Genomic DNA, 16,706 nt, shown 5'->3' with positions numbered 1-16,706 from the left:
AGCTAGGAAGCCTCTATGACGTTGTCTCACTCTGGCGATGTAGGGAGGCTTCCACAAATTGCACTTGTCATCTGGACGGGAATCCTATATAATAACACTTGTCGTCCTAACGGGCTTTTAGCTTTCATGGCGATTATGTGGCCCGTTGGTCAAGTGGTTAAGACACCTCCCTTTCACGGAGGTAACAGGGGTTCGAGTCCCCTACGGGTCATTTTATTCCTCTTATGCGGTCGTGGTGGAACGGCAGACACACCATCTTGAGGGGGTGGCGCTCACAAGGCGTGAGGGTTCAAATCCCTCCGACCGCATCCCAAAGAAAAACCCTTGATAATCAAGGGTTTTTCTTTTTTTTAGCTACTTTTCTTTCTACTTCGTTGGAGTGCATGCCTTTAACGTCTAATTATAGCCAACTGTGATATAATGGTAATATGATGTAAGGAGGGGCGCTAACGTGGACTTTTCTAAAATAGATCTATTAAAAAGTGAATTAGATGTTTTACGCCCTCTGCCTCCAGCTGCGGTAAGAAATTTAGAGCAAGTGTTTCGGGTTGAATGGACGTACAACTCTAATGCGATCGAAGGTAATACATTAACACTTTTAGAAACGAAATTAGTCTTGGAAGAAGGATTAACCATAGGCGGTAAAAAGCTGCGTGAACATTTTGAGGTTGTAAACCATTCAGAAGCGATTAGTTACGTACAGGATATTGTGAATAGAAACATGGAATTGACTGAGTATATTATAAAATCAATTCATCATCTCGTCCTTAAGAACATTGATGATGAGAATGCAGGAAGATATCGGATGGTTAACGTTAGGATATCAGGCTCACAACAAACACCTCCACACTTTTCAGTGCTCTCTGAGAAAATGGAGCAGTTGATTCAATGGTACGATGATTACAAAAATAAATTACACCCCGTTGAACTAGCTGCGGAATTTCATTTTCGTTTTGTTTATATTCATCCATTTTCTGATGGAAATGGTCGAACAGCGCGACTTTTAATGAATTTAATATTAATGAAATTTGGATTTCCACCAGCAATTGTAAAAGCAGCAAACGATGCTCGTTTGAAATATTATGAGACGTTGGAAGATGCCAGTATTCGAAATGAAATAATACCATTCGTGCGATTAATTTCCAAATGTGTTGAGGATGGTTTGCAAAAATACATAGGCGCGGTAAAGTGATTTGAATGTTTAATTATAAAATTGGATAAACCTTCCCCGTTACCCGGCGAAGGTTTTTTTATTATGCTTCCTCTCCACACCAAATCCCATTGTCTTGCCAATCCCCTTTCTGCGATCGCCCAACTTTTCCGGGAAAAGAAGCGTGCTGGAAGCGGGTGAACGTTTCCCATTTGTTCTACATCCCGAACAATGCAAGCTCTTTCTACTAGCACCTGTTAAGGGAGCGGTGACGCCACTCGATGCGGTTATGGAGATGTGGGGCGAGAGTGGGAAGTGTGGAAGGAGCGGGAAGATCGTTGATTCGCCTTCGGGAAGGCGGTCGATTTGCATTTTATGCGAAGACTGTTCCGTTGGAGGTACGGATTGATGGCGTGAAGCGGGAGGTGATTGCTTTGAACCAGGGCTATATGCGGTCGATTGCAGCGATAGGTTGCAAGGGGTTGTGGTGGAGATCGTGCTGGGGAGCTGAGTTAAACTCGAAGCTGATTTAGGGGGAGGGGGATCACGGGAGGTGAATACATGAGCCTGTTTTTAGATATAAAAGACGACCTCCATTCCCCAAAAAACGGGGAACGAAGGTCGTCTTAACTTAGTCCGTATGCTCCGGATGACCTGCTAGCCAATCCTCCAGCGTGGCTACACGGGAAGGATATTTACGGCTCCTTGCGAGGAAGCCTACGCCCTGGTTCAACATGGGATCTTGATCAGTAGGCTGATAACGAAGATCAACGCTCCAGCGAACTTCATTAGACTGGTTCGGCGTAGACATATGGAGACAGCGATCATTGAAAAGAATGGCGCTTCCTGCCGTCACAGGCAAGGCAACGGTTTCTGTTTTTCCGAGTTGGCTGTCTTTCAATGCTGTATAGCCTGTACCCGAATATGTTTCCCGATGCCACTTTAACACACGCTTTCGATGAGTTCGGGGCTTAATATGAAGACATCCATTGACTTCATTCGCATCAACGAGCGGGATCCAAACCGTGATGACGGGGTTAGCGTTGGCATCCGGCCAATATGATTTATCTTGATGCCAAGGAACTGCGCCCGCCGCCACCTTTGGTACCTTAGGACGTACGTTGTAGATAGGATTTGCGAACAATTCACTGCCAATTAAGGATTCAACCGCATCCAAAATTTTGGGATTGCTCATGAGCGTGAAATAGCCTGGGATACGATCTCGCCAGCTTCTGCCGTACTTCAAGAAGTTCTCCTCCGATAATCCTCGGAAAAGCTCGGCAAGACGATATTGAAAAGGGCGCTCCTCCAGCTTGTTAGAAATTAAACCATCTGCGAACAATTCATCCGCAATCATTGAGACCTTCTGAGTCATCGCCTCGCGAGCAGAAGCTAAATCTTCCTCAGAGAGCAAGTTAGGGATGACGAGATATCCCTGCTCCTCGTAAAACTGAGTTTGTTCGGTAGTTAAACTTCCGCTTCTATTTTGTATAATCACGCTACTCACTCTCCATAATGTGATGTAATATAGAAAATAATAGCATTCTAAGCGGATGTTGTATTTGTTTGCCTGTTCGCAGATTGATCAATTCTTCCGCTAACAAAAACGGCTCATGAGGTGTATGATGACGACTCTAGAATTGCTGAATCCCTATGTAAGAGTAGGCCATTATTACCGCTTCCCCGTTACAAGAAATCAAGTGGAGGTTGGGAGGATTGGCTACTGCTACGCTTTCCATTTCGTTGCGGCAGGCAAAGGGTCTGTTTCCGTGGGAGGTAAAACATATCCTGTTAAGAAAGGTGATCTGATATATTTTCCGCCTGAAGCTGCGCACTCCTTTTATACCAATTCAGATCACCCCTTAGCTACTTATAATTTGTATTGTGATTTATGGAATTATAGGTTAGCTAGCACGCAACATTTGGTTTGGGATCTTAACGATTTCAATCGCGATCTGCTTACGGTAATAGAACCATGCTCGGAGCTATCATCTCTCCCCGTGGTTACGCCGATCCAACATGATGCAACCCTATGCCAATTATTCATATATGCCGTGACCCAGGTTGGGAAAAGTGAACCCTACTCAGAATTGATCGTTAGTCATCTTGTGAAGGCATTCCTGTTAACCCTTGTCCAAACAGCGTCTGTTTCAACTTTCATAGATTACAGAATTATCCCCATCATCGAACAAATGGATCGAGAAGCGAATGCGAGCCGTAGCTATGACGATTGGATGAATGAATGCGGTCTTCGCAAAACACAATTTCACGAACTTTTCAAACAAGCCACGGGGAGTTCACCCAAAGCATACTGGACCAAGGCTATCATGAAGCAAGTAGAAGCAGCTCTATGGGAAAGCAACCGATCTATTACCACGATTGCCGAAGATTTCGGTTATTCGTCTGTGCATCATTTCACGAAACAGTTTACGCAATTTCATGGTCTGTCGCCGACTGAGTTCCGAAGGCTGAAGAAATAGTTGGGCAAGCCGAGTTGACGACTCATCTCACTTGACACTCGTAATCAACATGTCATAATGATAGTATCAAAATGAACTCCTTTTAGAAGCAGGTGACCTCCCATGACGACGAATGATCAGGGCTCCAACTATACCCCAGGCCGATACCGGACACCGGACGGGGCGCCGAGTGATATTGTGATTTTCACGATTACGTCCACGGAGAAAAAGACAGCGAAAAAAGCCCTACCGCTCCGAGAGCTCCAGGTGCTGCTCATTCAAAGAAAGAGCTGGCCGTTCGAGGGGCAATGGGCGCTTCCAGGCGGATTTTGCAAAGAGACGGAAGATATGTACGCTTGCGCCAAGCGCGAATTGCAAGAAGAGACAGGCGTGACGAATGTGCATATGGCGTACTTTAACGTGTACAGTCAGCCAGGTCGTGACCCAAGAGGATGGATGATCTCGCATGCGTTTTTTGCTCTGGTGCAGGAGAAGTGGCTGGCTGAGCGGCGCGCCGATACGGATGCCGAGGATGTGCGCCTATTCCCGGTCGAGGAGGCGCTGCAGATGGCGCTTGCTTTTGACCATGGGGTCATCCTGAGAGATGCCCTGCAGAAGATCCGTGAGCAGATGCTGACGACGGTCATCGCCAAAGAGTTTCTACCCGAAGAGTTCACGATTAGTGAGCTGTATCAAGTGATTCAAACGGTTGTCCCCGATTTCGAGGAGCGTAATTTTATCCGCAAAATCACTTCGACGCAAAGCCGTAAAGGGTTGATCGAGGAAGTCACGGATCGGGGCGGTCAGCCGAAGGTATCCAATCGCTACTCGCAGCGAGCCGCGCAGCTATATCGATTTACGAATTTGACGCAGCAACTGTCTTTGTACAGTTAGGCGTCCATTTTTCGAGAGAAATCGTATGACGCAAATTAGCATCGCCAAGTTCAACGAGCAGGCGACAGCTCTGTCGAAACGCAACCGAGTCTAATCCCCCATGACAAGCTGTAATTTTATGATATAGTAGAAGAAGTATTTGTGAAAACGCTTAATTATTTCTATCTATACGCTCATTACATTCAGCTTTCAATCATCCCATCTTGCAAGGAGATGTGCTATGTTCAATATCCGAGCCAGGATGAGCACCATCTATTCACGAATCCTCCTGTTTAACATCTTGCTCGTGATCATTCTTTCATTAGCACCGCAGCTCATCTATATCCATTATTTCACTACCGCCTATAATCAAGAAATCAATAGACAAAGTACGCAAGATGTCAACAAACTGAAATATGCGGTAGATGAAACAATCCTAGATCGCGTCATTCGTTTGGTGAATATTTATTTCTCGGATATTCCAAGCAATGAAGTGCTCGCGTATCCGCTCACGCACGATATTAGCGGCAACGGCTACAAGATCGCTGAAGTTAGCAACTTTTTGACGGATATCCCTTACAAGCTGAACTTCCTACAATCCGTTGAAGTTTGGTATACAGCGGGAAACGTATACATTAATGATAAATATAGTTCGTATTTGGATTCGGCAGGCTCCCTTAAAAGCTTGGATGAAGCATGGATTAATGTCCTGCGTACCATGGCGACCCCGAATCAGTGGCTCCCCCCTCGTGTAACCACACCATCGAATACGTCGGTGATCACGTATCTTTCGAATATTCCGCTGATCGATAGCCTCGCGAATCGGCAGGCTGTCGTCGCCATCAATATTAAAGAAAGCGCAATACATAATCTCATTCAATCCTCTCCAATAGATGGAGAAGTGTTGTTTATTGTAGATGAAACAGGAAAAGTGCTTGTCCATAGCGACAGCCAATGGGTTGGACAAGACTTCAGCCAGAAGGATTACATTACAGCGCTCCTGCAACATTCAGAGTCCGGAACGTTCGAAGCCTCCGTTGACGGTGTTCAAAGTGTCGTTTCGTACGGCAAGTCCAATTATAACAACTGGAAATACGTGTCTGTCATTTCAATCGATACCCTGTATCATAAATCGAAGCAGCTCAAGCATTATTTGCTGATTACGACGATCGTTCTGCTCACAGTGAGCTTGCTCTTCTCGATTTATATGACCCATTGGGCGAATAAACCGCTGCGCAGCATCATTCAAACGATTCGTAATCTGGGAAGCTCAGACGGCCAAGAGAAGCAGGCAAAGAATGAATATGCGATGCTCCATCAAGTTATCGATCGAGTGTCGAATACGATCATTGATTTGAATCATCAAATGGAGACGAATAAACCGATCATTCGCGATAAGTTCATCATGCGGTTACTGCAAGGCGACCTCGATCAGACCGATCCTCAAGTAACGAATATGGAGAAGATGCTGCAGCTGCATTTTGACCGAGAAAAGACGGCCTGTATGGCGCTCAAGGTTTTTGGCACAGAGGGGATTGGCCTGAAGAACGAGATGATGATCCAATACAGTATGCTGCAACATGTTGAGGAGCTTGGGGATTACTCGCTCTGTTCGACGATGGATAATGCAGGCCATATTATTGTCTTGCTCAATTATTCCCACGCTTTGGATAAGGAGAAAATTCACAGCAGCATCAGCCAGCAGATGAAAGGGAAATTTGTGATCGGCTTCGGAAATGAATATGATCACTCCTACACCAACATCGCACTATCCTATACAGAAGCTTGCGAGTGCTTGAATTACGCTTTCATCATGCCAACGGAATCATGTATTTCTTATGAGGACCTCGCTATCGCGCAACGCAAAGATTATGGAAGCGGTTTGCAAATAATGGAGCAGTTGTCTGTCGCCGTACGCAATCGGAATCAGGAGATGGTGTTCTCGATTCTGGATATATTGCGCAAAGCGCTTGTTTCAGGCAGGTATCACATTGATTATTGCCGTAATACGGTGTTCGATGCGATTTCTATCATCCGAACAACCGCCATTTCCATGGATATCGATCTAGAACGATTCCTTGGTTATGACATTCGGGAGTATGGCCGGAAAATGGACAATGTTGCTGATTTAACGGACTGGCTCACTGGTGTAGCTGTGCAAATTATGGAGTTCCACACCACCAATGTGACCGACGATGACCCAGGTACGGCACTGGAACGTCAGATTCTCGCCTACATTGAGCAGAATATATACAACGAAATCTCTCTATCCTCCTTAAGCGAGGGCATTCATATGAACTCCAGCTATGTGAGTCGGATCTACAAATCGGTCATGGGCTCGAATTTCTCCGAGCATTTGGCTGGGATCAAAATGAAACACGCCGAAAGTCTCCTTCGAGAGACGGATTTATCGATAAAAGAGATCGCAGCGAAGCTTGGCTATACGAGCCCTCGTTATTTTGCGAATGTGTTTAAAGAGAACTTCGGATGTACCCCTAAGAGCTATCGAGACAGTCTCGATAGCTAGTCTTCACCACAAAAGCTGCGATGCACTTATGCATGGCAGCTTTTTCATACCCGCAAATCAAAAAAACAGCACTAGTAAAAAAATCTGTCATCACACAGCACAAACAAGCCATGGAGCCAGGATTCACAACATGACGTAAAAAAATCAGCACGCCAGTAAAGTTATTGGGCGTTGTCTGTATCCCTGCATAGGCCTTACGATAAGGGCAACAAATCGCTCACAAGATTTCGAACAGGAGGCATGGAATGGAAAGTAACGCACTTATCGCAGCACGGGAAATGAAAGAGCACGTGCAGCCGCAAGTCAATAAAGAACGTGCAATCAAACTATATTGGAAACAGAAATACTTTTTCTTTATGTTAATTCCCGTCATCGCCTACTACCTCATCTTCCACTACGCTCCCTTATATGGGATTGTGATTGCCTTTCAGAATTACTATCCGCTGAAGGGGGTATCAGGCAGTGAATGGGTAGGGCTGGAGCACTTTAAGGAGCTATTCACGGGGCTTTATTTTTTACCTGTATTGAAGAATACCCTTATCATCTCTACGTATAAATTGATTTTTGGATTTCCAGCGCCGATTATACTCTGCCTCATCCTAAATGAGGTTCGTCTAGTATTCTTTAAAAAGGCGGTGCAGACGATCACCTATTTACCGCATTTCATTTCTTGGGTAATTCTCGGCGGTATTGTGATCGAATTTCTGTCACCGACACGAGGCTTGATCAATGCCATCATCATGGAATTTGGTCATAAACCGATTCTCTTCGTGACGGATGAGGCGTACTTCCGGTCCATCCTCGTCCTCTCTTCCATTTGGAAGGAAGTCGGTTGGTCGACAATCATCTACCTTGCAGCTATCACAAGTGTGGATCCCGAACTGTACGATGCAGCGGATATGGACGGGGCGGGGAGGCTTCGTAAAATATGGAGCATCACGATGCCCTCGATCATGCCGGTTGTGACGATCATGTTTATTTTCGCGGTAGGCGGCATCATTAATGACGATTTTGATCAAATTTACAACTTGCTTAATGCCTCTGTTCTCTCGGTTGGTGATGTTATTTCCACTTATACGTACCAGATTGGACTTGTGAAAGGCGATTACAGCTTCGCAACAACGGTCGGTTTGTTCAAAAATATCATTGCCTTTATTCTTATTCTTCTCACTAATTATGTGGCCAAGAAAACCAACGACTATTCCTTATGGTAGGTGATCGCCGAAATGACAGATCAACGTAAGAAAAAGAAACGAACCTTTGAAGATATCTTCGTAGACACGATAGTCTATACGACGCTCATCCTGCTTAGTGTACTGACGATTATTCCCTTCATGCAGGTTGTCACGGTGTCGATGAGTCCGACAGAAGTTGTTAGCAGCTACGGCTTTCATCTCATTCCACTCAAGTTCGATTGGGATGGTTATCGTAAGATTCTGGCGTATCAGCAAATCTGGATCGGTTATCAGAATACGATCATCCGAGTCATTCTGGGCATCCTCGTCTCAATGACTTTCATGATTCTAGCAGCCTATCCCTTGTCCAAAAAGAATTTGGTGCATCGCAAGTTTTGGACGATTTTCATGGTATTCACGATGTTTTTCAGCGGCGGCTTGATTCCCACGTACCTTATTGTCAAAGGCGTCGGTCTCTATAACAGCGTATGGGCACTTGTGCTGCCTGTCGCAATCAATACCTTTACGATGCTGATCATCCGTAATTACTTCATGTCCCTGCCCGAGGAGATTCAAGAGTCCGCCCGCATCGATGGCGCAAATGAGTTTATCATTTTAACGCGTATCATATTACCGATTTCCATCCCGATCCTCGCCACTGTAGGTCTATGGACGATGGTCTACCATTGGAATGAATGGTTCAATGCCATGATTTATCTCAAGGATTCGAAGAAAGCGGTTCTGCAGCTTGTGCTGCGCAAAATTATGTTCGAAGGCTCCGAACCACAAGCTGTCGAAGCAGCGAATACGATCTACGCCAACACTGACACGATGAAAATGGCAGCGCTCATGGTATCCCTAATTCCACTGCTCGTTGTTTACCCTTTCCTGCAAAAATACTTTGTCAAAGGCGTCATGATTGGCTCATTAAAAGGTTAGCCCCAGCCCCATCCCGGGGATGGTTCATTAACATACATTTTAGGAGGGTCAAAAAAATGAAACGAAAAACATTTCGTCATGTTGGCAGCTTGGTGAGCGCAGCTTTGCTAGTAGGCAGTTTGGCTGCATGCAGCAGTACAGAGAGCGGTAAGACAAGTACCTCAGCACCAGGAACTACGGGTACAAAGGCAACAGCCGCCGCCAAAAATGACACTCCGGTCACCATCGAGTGGGCAGGCTATAACATTAATGATGTAGCTCCTGATGCAAACTCAGAGATCATTCAGGAAGTGTCCAAACGCTTTAATGCGAAATTCAATGTTTGGACGGCGGATTCACAGAAATACAGCGAAGTGTTCAACGTACGCATGGCATCGGGAGAAATTCCGGATATTTTGAGGCTGAAAGGGTTTGAATTATCCAAACTCGTGGACAGCGGGGTCGCAGCAGAAATTCCTGTGGAGACGATTAAGCAGAAAGCACCTAATTACTACAAACTAATTATGGACAATGACACCTCAGGGTCTGCCTTCCGCTCGAGCATGTACAAAGGTAAAAACTATGGGTTGTCCGCCTTCCAATTGGACGGCACTTATCCGACTAGCCTCGTATGGCGCACGGATTGGCTGAAGAATGTCGGCATCACCAAGATACCTGAGACGCTGGCTGAGTTTGAGGATGCCATTTACAAATTTACTAACAATGATCCTGATAAAAATGGCAAAAAAGACACCTACGGCCTCTCTAGTACAGCTATGCAAACGGTGCTTGGCGCCTTCGGACCGATTCCGACGGATGTCATTAAAGGCACGACGCCTTACTCCAACCTTTGGTATACCGTGAAGGATAACAAAGTGACGATGGATGCGATTCAACCAGAAATGAAAGAGGGCCTGAAGCTGCTAGCTAAATGGTACAAAGACGGCGTCATCGATCCGGAATTCGTAACTGGTGAGAATAAGGGCGGTTATTGGGCGACTTCCCATGCATTCATTAACAATCGCATTGGTGTAACGGGTAACGTGATGTACTACCACTGGACACCGCCGCTTACGGAGGGAGATAAGGGTGGAGCGGTTTATCAAGAGTTCATCAAAGTGAAACCAGATGCCAAATACGATGAAACCTGGTCACTCGGTAAAGCGATTAAAGGTCCAGACGGCAAAGCCTATGGCGCAAACATTTGGGGCTATAATAACGAAACATTGGTGATTACAAAGAATGCAGCGAAAGATCCAAGGAAGTTGGATACCATTTTGAAAATGCTGGATACACTGGTCACCGACAAAGACTATTACATGTTGGCTAACTATGGTGTGAAAGACAAGGATTACGTCATTAACGCAGATGGCTCTGTCGCTTCCAAACTCAAAAATCCAACGGAAACAGCACAGCGCGGTGTAAGTACATTTGGCATGTACACGAACAATCCAGATGTGGTAAAACAGATATTTAAAGCGAAATATGCCGTTGCAGATAAAGTAAAAGGGACAGGAACGCCTCCATCTTACTTGCCAAGTGTTGAGGCTTCAGGTAAGTTCACGGCTGATTTGCAGAAGCTGACCACGGAAAATTATATCAAGATCATTACAGGCGAGCAATCCATTGATTCCTTTGATGAGTATGTCAAAAAGGCTAGAGCAGCCGGTGCAAATGAGATTGAGAAGCAGTATACCGAAGTTATTAAGTAATGAAGTAAGCATGGAATCCAAGACTGTCGCATTCGTAGCCAAACTGCAAATGAGGCAGTCTTTTCTTTACACAAGGAGGAACTTTGCGACATGAAGCTGACAGATTTCATCACCATTTCCGATGTGGAAAATCATATTATAGGCAAAAGCATGGAGGGGCGCATTTTCCCTGCACGAGATGATCGCGAAGCTTGGGCGAGAGTACCCGAGGCCTTACAGCAAGCATGGGTTACGCAAGCCGAGTCGTATCTCAACTACGAATGGCCTGTTTTGCGTGCTACCGCATTCATGGCCTATTTTGAAGAGGGAAGTCGTAAGCCGTACGATTCGGTTGAAACAGAAAGACGAAATGCACTTTGCACACTTCTGATCGCAGAGTGCATGGAAGCCAAGGGCCGCTTCCTTCGGGAGATCACCAATGTCATTTGGCTTTTCTGCGAGCAGACGACGTGGTGCGCTCCAGCTCATCATTATTTATCTCTTCGACCCGTAGATGTTCTTTCTAACTCAGAGGAACATTTATTTGACCTGACTGCAGGTGAAACCGCAGCGTTGCTCGCTTGGACATCTCACATGCTGAAGTCGCCGCTAGATCAGGTTTCTCCCCTCATTAGAGCACGCATTCAGGTAGAGTTGGAGCGGCGAATAATAGCTCCTTATTTGAAGCGGAATGATTTCTGGTGGATGGGCTTTGGCGAGAGAGAAGTTAACAACTGGAATCCATGGTGCAATGCGAATATGTTGACCGTCTTGCTGCTGCAGGAGATGGAGCCAGAACGGAAACTTATGATCTTCGACAAGGTGCTGCGCAGCTTGGATCGGTACTTAGAAGTGCAACTTGAGGATGGCGGCTGTGACGAAGGCTCGACCTACTGGGCTAGAGCGGCCGGGATGCTGTTGGTCAATCTAGAGCTATTGTACCGAGCATCGGACGGTGATCTGCAGGTCTACGATCAACCCTTGATTAGAAAGCTAGGGCAATTCGTCTACAAGATGAACATTGACGGTCATTACTTTGTAAACTTTGCAGATGGCTCCGCGATCGCTTCACAGGATTACAGCATGATCCACTTGTATGGCTCGCGTATTCAGGATGATCAACTACGCGCATTGGGGCAGATTGGCTTCCGCACCTATCAAGTTCCTGCATCCAGAGGGAAGGGTATTTCCTTCTTCCAAGAAATGATCAGCTTGCATAGCTTCGCAAGTATTCAGGCAGAGGCTGCGTTAGCGCCTCCTCTGGTTCAAGACGTGTGGCTTCCAAATCTGCAAGTAATGGCGGCTAGAGAATCGGAAGGCTCGTCACAAGGCCTATTTGTGGCAATCAAGGGCGGTCACAATGACGAAAGCCATAATCATAATGACATCGGTCATTTTGTGGTTTATGTGCATGGAAAACCGTTCTTAATTGACATCGGGGTGGAGACGTATACCCAAAAGACATTTAGTCCTCAGCGATATGAGATATGGACGATGCAGTCTGGCTATCATAGTGTTCCGGTTATCAATGGTTTTGAGCAAAAGGAAGGCCGTACCTTCCGCGCGAAGGACGTAACCTATGAGAAAAACAAGGGAATTGTTCGTTTTGGTGTAGAACTGGCGAGTGCTTATCCCACTGAAGCGGGAGTGAGGAGTTGGCATCGCAGCTTAACCCTGCATAGAGGACAGCACCCTGCTATTGAGCTGAGGGAATCGTGTCTGCTCAACAGTCCTACCGATCAAGTACTGCTTCACCTCATGTCGAACCAATTACCCCAGATGCAAGTTCAGGGCAGCATCCATTTGCAGGATAGCGATAAGAATCAGCTGCTGCTTCATTATGACAATGAGCAATGGGAAGCAGCTTTTGAACAAATCTCGCTAACTGACGAAAGCTTGACACGTGTGTGGGGGGACAATCTGTATCGTATCCAATTTAAGCTACTACATACCGTTCAACAAGGAGAATGGGTCTTCCGATTTGCTGAGCAATAGATGGATGGTTAAATAACCAAAAGTGTTCATGGAGGAGGGGAAGTATGAAGCAATTCGCGATCCTATTATTTCTGTCTATCTTTGTGTGCACAGGTTGCTCTAAGTGGCAAAATGATGTATCAGCAAGTCCCGAATACGCAACTGTTGCTTATATTAATGATTCCGCAATTGATGAGCGTGAGTTTCAACTTTTTTTACATGACGTGAAGGCTCAGACTGCTGGTTACTTTAAGAAAACTTATCATGTGGATGACTCCCCCTCCTTCTGGACAACGAGCTTTCAGGGAGAGGTACCGATCGAGAAAGCGAAGAAATTGGCGCTAGACCGATTGAAAGAAATCAAGGTTCAACAGCTTTTAGCCCAGCAATACGGCCTTATTGATGTTGATGATCTTAGCTATTCAACCTTTCTCGTGAATTGGTCAAAGGAAAATCAGCGCAGGGAGAAGGCAATTAAGAATAACCAAGTCATCTATGGTCCTAAGCAGTATGACGAACACGGCTATTACACCTATCAATTTTCTAATTTAGTTTTGAAAGTGAAAGCAGCTTTTAAAGAACAAACAGCACTGAAGGGAGGTGAAACAGACCTTAGTGGGTTAACGGATGATCAAAAGCAACGCGAGCTAGACGCCAGTTACGCAGAGAAAGTGAAGCAAATGGTTGCAGCTGCACAAGTGAAGCTTGTGGACCACATTTACCAAGAAATGATGCTGCAATAAGCCGTCTACTTTTTGGCACACAGGTAAGCACTTATATTCCAATGTAGAGGAGAATGATTGATGAGAAGTTCAAAGGCATTTCGGTTATGCCTATCGGTTAGCTTAGTTTTCACCCTCCTATTGACGGTCGTAGTATCCCTGCCTGCATTAACGACCACAACTTATGCGAACAATACAACCTACTATGTCGATTCGGCCGGAGGCAGTGATAGTAACAACGGTTTGAGCACTGGTTCACCATGGCAAACGTTAACCAAAGTCAATAGCACGACCTTTTTACCTGGGGATAAAATCCTTTTCAAATCTGGCTCTGTCTGGACGGGACAGTTGCACCCGCTAGGGTCTGGAGCTTCGGGATTCCCCATCATCATCGATAAATACGGCACAGGCAATAAACCGATTATTAATGGGAATGGATTAACCGGAGGTACGGTGTATTTTTACAATCAACAGTATTGGGAACTTAATAATCTGGAAATAACGAACACTTCCGCATCGGCAGGTGACCGTTACGGGGTAAAGGTTGAAGCGCATGATGTGGGAACCTACAACCATTTCTATATTCGCAATATGTATATCCACGATGTTACTGGAACGAATAGCGATGCTTTGAAAGTTACCGGAGGAATTTATGTCCTTGTATCTGGAACCGCTGTAAGAACCAAATGGAATGATGTTCTTATTGATGGTAATACCATTGAGCGTACGGACCGCACGGGAATTAGCAATGGTAGCTCATGGGGGAACAATGACGGGGCAGGAAACTTCGAGCCTTACACGAATCTCGTCATCAGTAACAACACGTTGAATGATATCGGCGGAGACGGGATTGTTATGCGAGCTTCCATTAATGGTTTGGTTCAATATAACGTTGTGAACACAGCTCATGCAAGGGATACCCATTATAATGTGGCAATCTGGGCGATCAATAGCACGAATCCTGTCATGCAATATAATGAAGCCTATAATACGAAAACAACGAATGATGGACAGGGTTTTGACTGTGACTTTAACTTGACGGGCTGTACGGTTCAGTACAATTATAGTCATGACAATGAGGGCGGATTCCTGCTTGTTATGGGGAATGGGACGATTCGTAATGACAATATGATCGTTCGCTATAATATTTCGCAGAATGACCGCGCGCGTATTTTCCAATTCAATAGCGGCTACACGCCGTTGAATAGCCAAATTTATAATAATACGTTCTACATCGGCTCCGGTTTGAGCACAAGCATTACAACAGGGTTAGCTGGTAGTAATCCGATTTATTTCAAAAATAACATCGTATATAACGCAGGTAGCGGAGGCTATTCCGTGAAAGCGAATGATGTGTATGATTACAACGTTTTCTATGGTAACCACCCAGCCAGTGAGCCAAGTGATACGCATAAATTAACATCGGATCCCCTTCTCGTGGGGGCAGGAAGTGGGGGCACTGGATTAAGTACGGTTAACGGCTACAAGCTTGCAACAGGTTCACCTGCCCTATCTTCAGGGGTTGTCATCAGCAGCAACGGGGGTAAAGATTACTGGGGTAACACAGTCTCATCCTCAACAGCTCCGAATCGTGGTGCTTATAATGGAGTGGGTATCGTGGTATCGAGCCCGAATACCTGGGTAGCTGTAGATGACGCAAATGTGAGAGACGGCACATACGCCACAACGAATCAAGCTGGAACAACGGCTGTTACTGTGGATACGAAGAACGATTTAACCAGTTATAAACGCGATGGCTATTTTAAATTTGATTTCACTAGTTATAGCGGGTCCGTGACTGCGGCAACGATTACCCTTAAGCCAATCGTAGCTGCCATGAGTGGTATTCAAAATGAGGTCGCACTTGTTACCGACAACTCTTGGACGGAAGGCGCCATCACATGGGATACGAAGCCTTCCTCCAGTACCGTGCTCGGTACATATACGATCGTTGCAGGCACGCCGATTACAATTCCTGTAACTTCTCAAGTACAAGCAGCCATGTCCACTGGGAAAAAGCTCTCCATCCGCGTATACAGTACGTCACCAGTGAATTCAAATGGGAATGTTTCTTTTGCATCAAGCGAGAGTATCACCAGCGCAGATCGGCCACAATTAACGATTACACCGTAAGCATCAAAAGGGCTGAGTGCTCGGACGTTGATAGCGACAAACCTTGTCGTGACGTCTAGGCATTTGGCTCGTTTTTTTCTACGACTGACGATTCGAAGACCGTACGCTGTCTTTATAATCATAAACAGCTGTTGCTATACCTCCTGCTGCATCATCCGGTACAAATGCATCGCCGCCGCCGACAACGGCGTGCTCCTCAGCTTGATCATCCCGACGTTCCGAGCGGGGATCGGCTGTTCGAGCTGGATCTCGAACAACTGCGCGGCGGCGAGCTCGGCCGCAATGAATTCCCTGGCCACGCAGGTGATGCCGAAGCCGCCACGGGTGAACTCCAAGAGCAGATCAACGCTCCCCAGCTCAATTTCGGGCTTAATCACGTGCCCATGCTCTTTCGTGAATCGATCGATGTAGGCGCGTGAGCTACTGCCTTTCTCCAGCAGCATGATAGGCAACGCCAGCAAATGCTCGAAGCTAAGTTGCTCCTCCGTGAGATGCTTATACCTTTCGCCAGCGACAAAGCAGTCTTGCAGCGAACCGATCGCGGAGACGTCGACATGGCTATCGGAGATCGGCAAATTGACGATTCCGATGTCGATTTTGCCTTCTTTAAGGAGCGCGATCGTATCTGCGGTCGTGCGGTTGAAAACCTGAACCTTAATTTTCGGGAAAGAGGCATGGTACGTTTTTAGGTGCGGCAGCAGCACGTGTTTGCATAAGGTATCGCCCGCGCCAATGCGTACCTCGCCATCGGTCAGCTGGTGCATTTCGCCGATTTTTCGTTCGCCATTTTGTATAAAATGATAAGCCTGCTCGATGTAGGTGTACAGCGTTTCCCCTTCGGTTGTCAGAGTGACCCCTCTGGACGTACGAAAAAACAGCGGCCCGCCAAGCTTCGCTTCCAACTGCTTGATCGCATGCGTAACAGCTGGCTGTGTGATGTAAAGCTCTTCAGCGGCTTTGGACAGACTGCCCGATTTGGCCGTAAAATAAAACACCTGATACAGATCCATGCTATGTATCATCGCAAACCTCCATTAGCTGTGCTTATATCGTGCATTAGTAATATTCATTATTTTTATTTCAG

General features: G+C 46.0%; 13 protein-coding genes and 2 tRNA genes. 13 read left to right on the top strand and 2 right to left on the bottom strand.

Annotation, left to right across the window (positions count from 1 at the left end):
- The first annotated feature begins 139 nt into the window (after positions 1 to 139).
- From MJB10_RS22610 to MJB10_RS22595, 4 genes are all read left to right on the top strand, one after another.
- Positions 140 to 211 (top strand) — tRNA-Glu (locus MJB10_RS22610).
- A 15-nt stretch (positions 212 to 226) separates the two neighbouring features.
- A tRNA-Leu gene (locus MJB10_RS22605) sits at positions 227 to 308 on the top strand.
- Between the two features lie 143 nt (positions 309 to 451).
- Positions 452 to 1,192 carry a Fic family protein gene (locus MJB10_RS22600; RefSeq protein WP_314798757.1) on the top strand — a complete coding sequence of 247 codons (741 nt, stop codon included), beginning with the start codon at positions 452 to 454 and terminating at the stop codon, positions 1,190 to 1,192.
- A 296-nt stretch (positions 1,193 to 1,488) separates the two neighbouring features.
- Positions 1,489 to 1,683 carry a hypothetical protein gene (locus MJB10_RS22595; protein WP_314798754.1) on the top strand — a complete coding sequence of 65 codons (195 nt, stop codon included), beginning with the start codon at positions 1,489 to 1,491 and terminating at the stop codon, positions 1,681 to 1,683.
- Between the two features lie 98 nt (positions 1,684 to 1,781).
- Here MJB10_RS22595 and MJB10_RS22590 read toward each other — a convergent pair whose 3' ends face one another.
- The gene (locus tag MJB10_RS22590; protein WP_314798752.1) at positions 1,782 to 2,648 is read right to left on the bottom strand and encodes a phytanoyl-CoA dioxygenase family protein; all 867 of its coding nucleotides are present in this window, start codon (positions 2,646 to 2,648) and stop codon (positions 1,782 to 1,784) included.
- Positions 2,649 to 2,775: 127 nt separating this feature from the next.
- On the opposite strand from MJB10_RS22590, the gene MJB10_RS22585 reads away from it, so the two are divergent.
- From MJB10_RS22585 to MJB10_RS22545, 9 genes are all read left to right on the top strand, one after another.
- Positions 2,776 to 3,630 carry an AraC family transcriptional regulator gene (locus MJB10_RS22585; RefSeq protein WP_314798750.1) on the top strand — a complete coding sequence of 285 codons (855 nt, stop codon included), beginning with the start codon at positions 2,776 to 2,778 and terminating at the stop codon, positions 3,628 to 3,630.
- 102 nt (positions 3,631 to 3,732) lie between these two features.
- Positions 3,733 to 4,503, top strand: a complete 771-nt coding sequence (locus tag MJB10_RS22580; protein ID WP_314798748.1) for an NUDIX domain-containing protein — start codon at positions 3,733 to 3,735, stop codon at positions 4,501 to 4,503.
- A gap of 220 nt (positions 4,504 to 4,723) precedes the next feature.
- The gene (locus MJB10_RS22575) at positions 4,724 to 7,009 is read left to right on the top strand and encodes a helix-turn-helix domain-containing protein (protein WP_314798745.1); all 2,286 of its coding nucleotides are present in this window, start codon (positions 4,724 to 4,726) and stop codon (positions 7,007 to 7,009) included.
- Positions 7,010 to 7,254: 245 nt separating this feature from the next.
- Complete coding sequence (locus MJB10_RS22570) at positions 7,255 to 8,223, top strand: ABC transporter permease (protein ID WP_314798743.1); 969 nt, start codon at positions 7,255 to 7,257, stop codon at positions 8,221 to 8,223.
- A 12-nt stretch (positions 8,224 to 8,235) separates the two neighbouring features.
- Entirely contained in the window at positions 8,236 to 9,123 is an 888-nt protein-coding gene (locus MJB10_RS22565; RefSeq protein ID WP_314798740.1) for a carbohydrate ABC transporter permease, read from the top strand.
- A gap of 56 nt (positions 9,124 to 9,179) precedes the next feature.
- Positions 9,180 to 10,814, top strand: coding sequence for a type 2 periplasmic-binding domain-containing protein (locus MJB10_RS22560; RefSeq protein ID WP_314798738.1), 1,635 nt, complete (start codon positions 9,180 to 9,182; stop codon positions 10,812 to 10,814).
- A 90-nt stretch (positions 10,815 to 10,904) separates the two neighbouring features.
- On the top strand, positions 10,905 to 12,788 hold the full coding sequence (locus tag MJB10_RS22555; RefSeq protein WP_314798737.1) for a heparinase II/III domain-containing protein: 1,884 nt from the start codon (positions 10,905 to 10,907) through the stop codon (positions 12,786 to 12,788).
- A 44-nt stretch (positions 12,789 to 12,832) separates the two neighbouring features.
- Positions 12,833 to 13,510, top strand: a complete 678-nt coding sequence (locus MJB10_RS22550; protein WP_314798735.1) for a hypothetical protein — start codon at positions 12,833 to 12,835, stop codon at positions 13,508 to 13,510.
- 60 nt (positions 13,511 to 13,570) lie between these two features.
- Positions 13,571 to 15,622, top strand: a complete 2,052-nt coding sequence (locus MJB10_RS22545; RefSeq protein WP_314798733.1) for a CBM96 family carbohydrate-binding protein — start codon at positions 13,571 to 13,573, stop codon at positions 15,620 to 15,622.
- A 134-nt stretch (positions 15,623 to 15,756) separates the two neighbouring features.
- On the opposite strand, the gene MJB10_RS22540 is transcribed toward MJB10_RS22545, so the two are convergent.
- Positions 15,757 to 16,644 (bottom strand): LysR family transcriptional regulator, encoded by an 888-nt coding sequence (locus MJB10_RS22540; protein ID WP_314798730.1) that lies wholly within the window; start codon positions 16,642 to 16,644, stop codon positions 15,757 to 15,759.
- Between the last annotated feature and the right edge of the window lie 62 nt (positions 16,645 to 16,706).

Origin of the sequence: Paenibacillus sp. MBLB1832 (assembly GCF_032271945.1) — a bacterium.
GTDB lineage: Bacteria > Bacillota > Bacilli > Paenibacillales > NBRC-103111 > Paenibacillus_E > Paenibacillus_E roseopurpureus.
Note: the sequence above shows the minus strand (reverse complement) of the source record. Positions and strands in the feature narration are given on the sequence as shown.

Coding starts and splice junctions, on each gene's coding strand:
- MJB10_RS22545 (WP_314798733.1), top strand. CDS start 13,571: ATGAGAAGTTCAAAGGCATTTCGGTTATGCCTATCGGTTAGCTTAGTT.
- MJB10_RS22540 (WP_314798730.1), bottom strand. CDS start 16,644: ATGATACATAGCATGGATCTGTATCAGGTGTTTTATTTTACGGCCAAA.
- MJB10_RS22585 (WP_314798750.1), top strand. CDS start 2,776: ATGACGACTCTAGAATTGCTGAATCCCTATGTAAGAGTAGGCCATTAT.
- MJB10_RS22560 (WP_314798738.1), top strand. CDS start 9,180: ATGAAACGAAAAACATTTCGTCATGTTGGCAGCTTGGTGAGCGCAGCT.
- MJB10_RS22580 (WP_314798748.1), top strand. CDS start 3,733: ATGACGACGAATGATCAGGGCTCCAACTATACCCCAGGCCGATACCGG.
- MJB10_RS22575 (WP_314798745.1), top strand. CDS start 4,724: ATGTTCAATATCCGAGCCAGGATGAGCACCATCTATTCACGAATCCTC.
- MJB10_RS22565 (WP_314798740.1), top strand. CDS start 8,236: ATGACAGATCAACGTAAGAAAAAGAAACGAACCTTTGAAGATATCTTC.
- MJB10_RS22570 (WP_314798743.1), top strand. CDS start 7,255: ATGGAAAGTAACGCACTTATCGCAGCACGGGAAATGAAAGAGCACGTG.
- MJB10_RS22555 (WP_314798737.1), top strand. CDS start 10,905: ATGAAGCTGACAGATTTCATCACCATTTCCGATGTGGAAAATCATATT.
- MJB10_RS22550 (WP_314798735.1), top strand. CDS start 12,833: ATGAAGCAATTCGCGATCCTATTATTTCTGTCTATCTTTGTGTGCACA.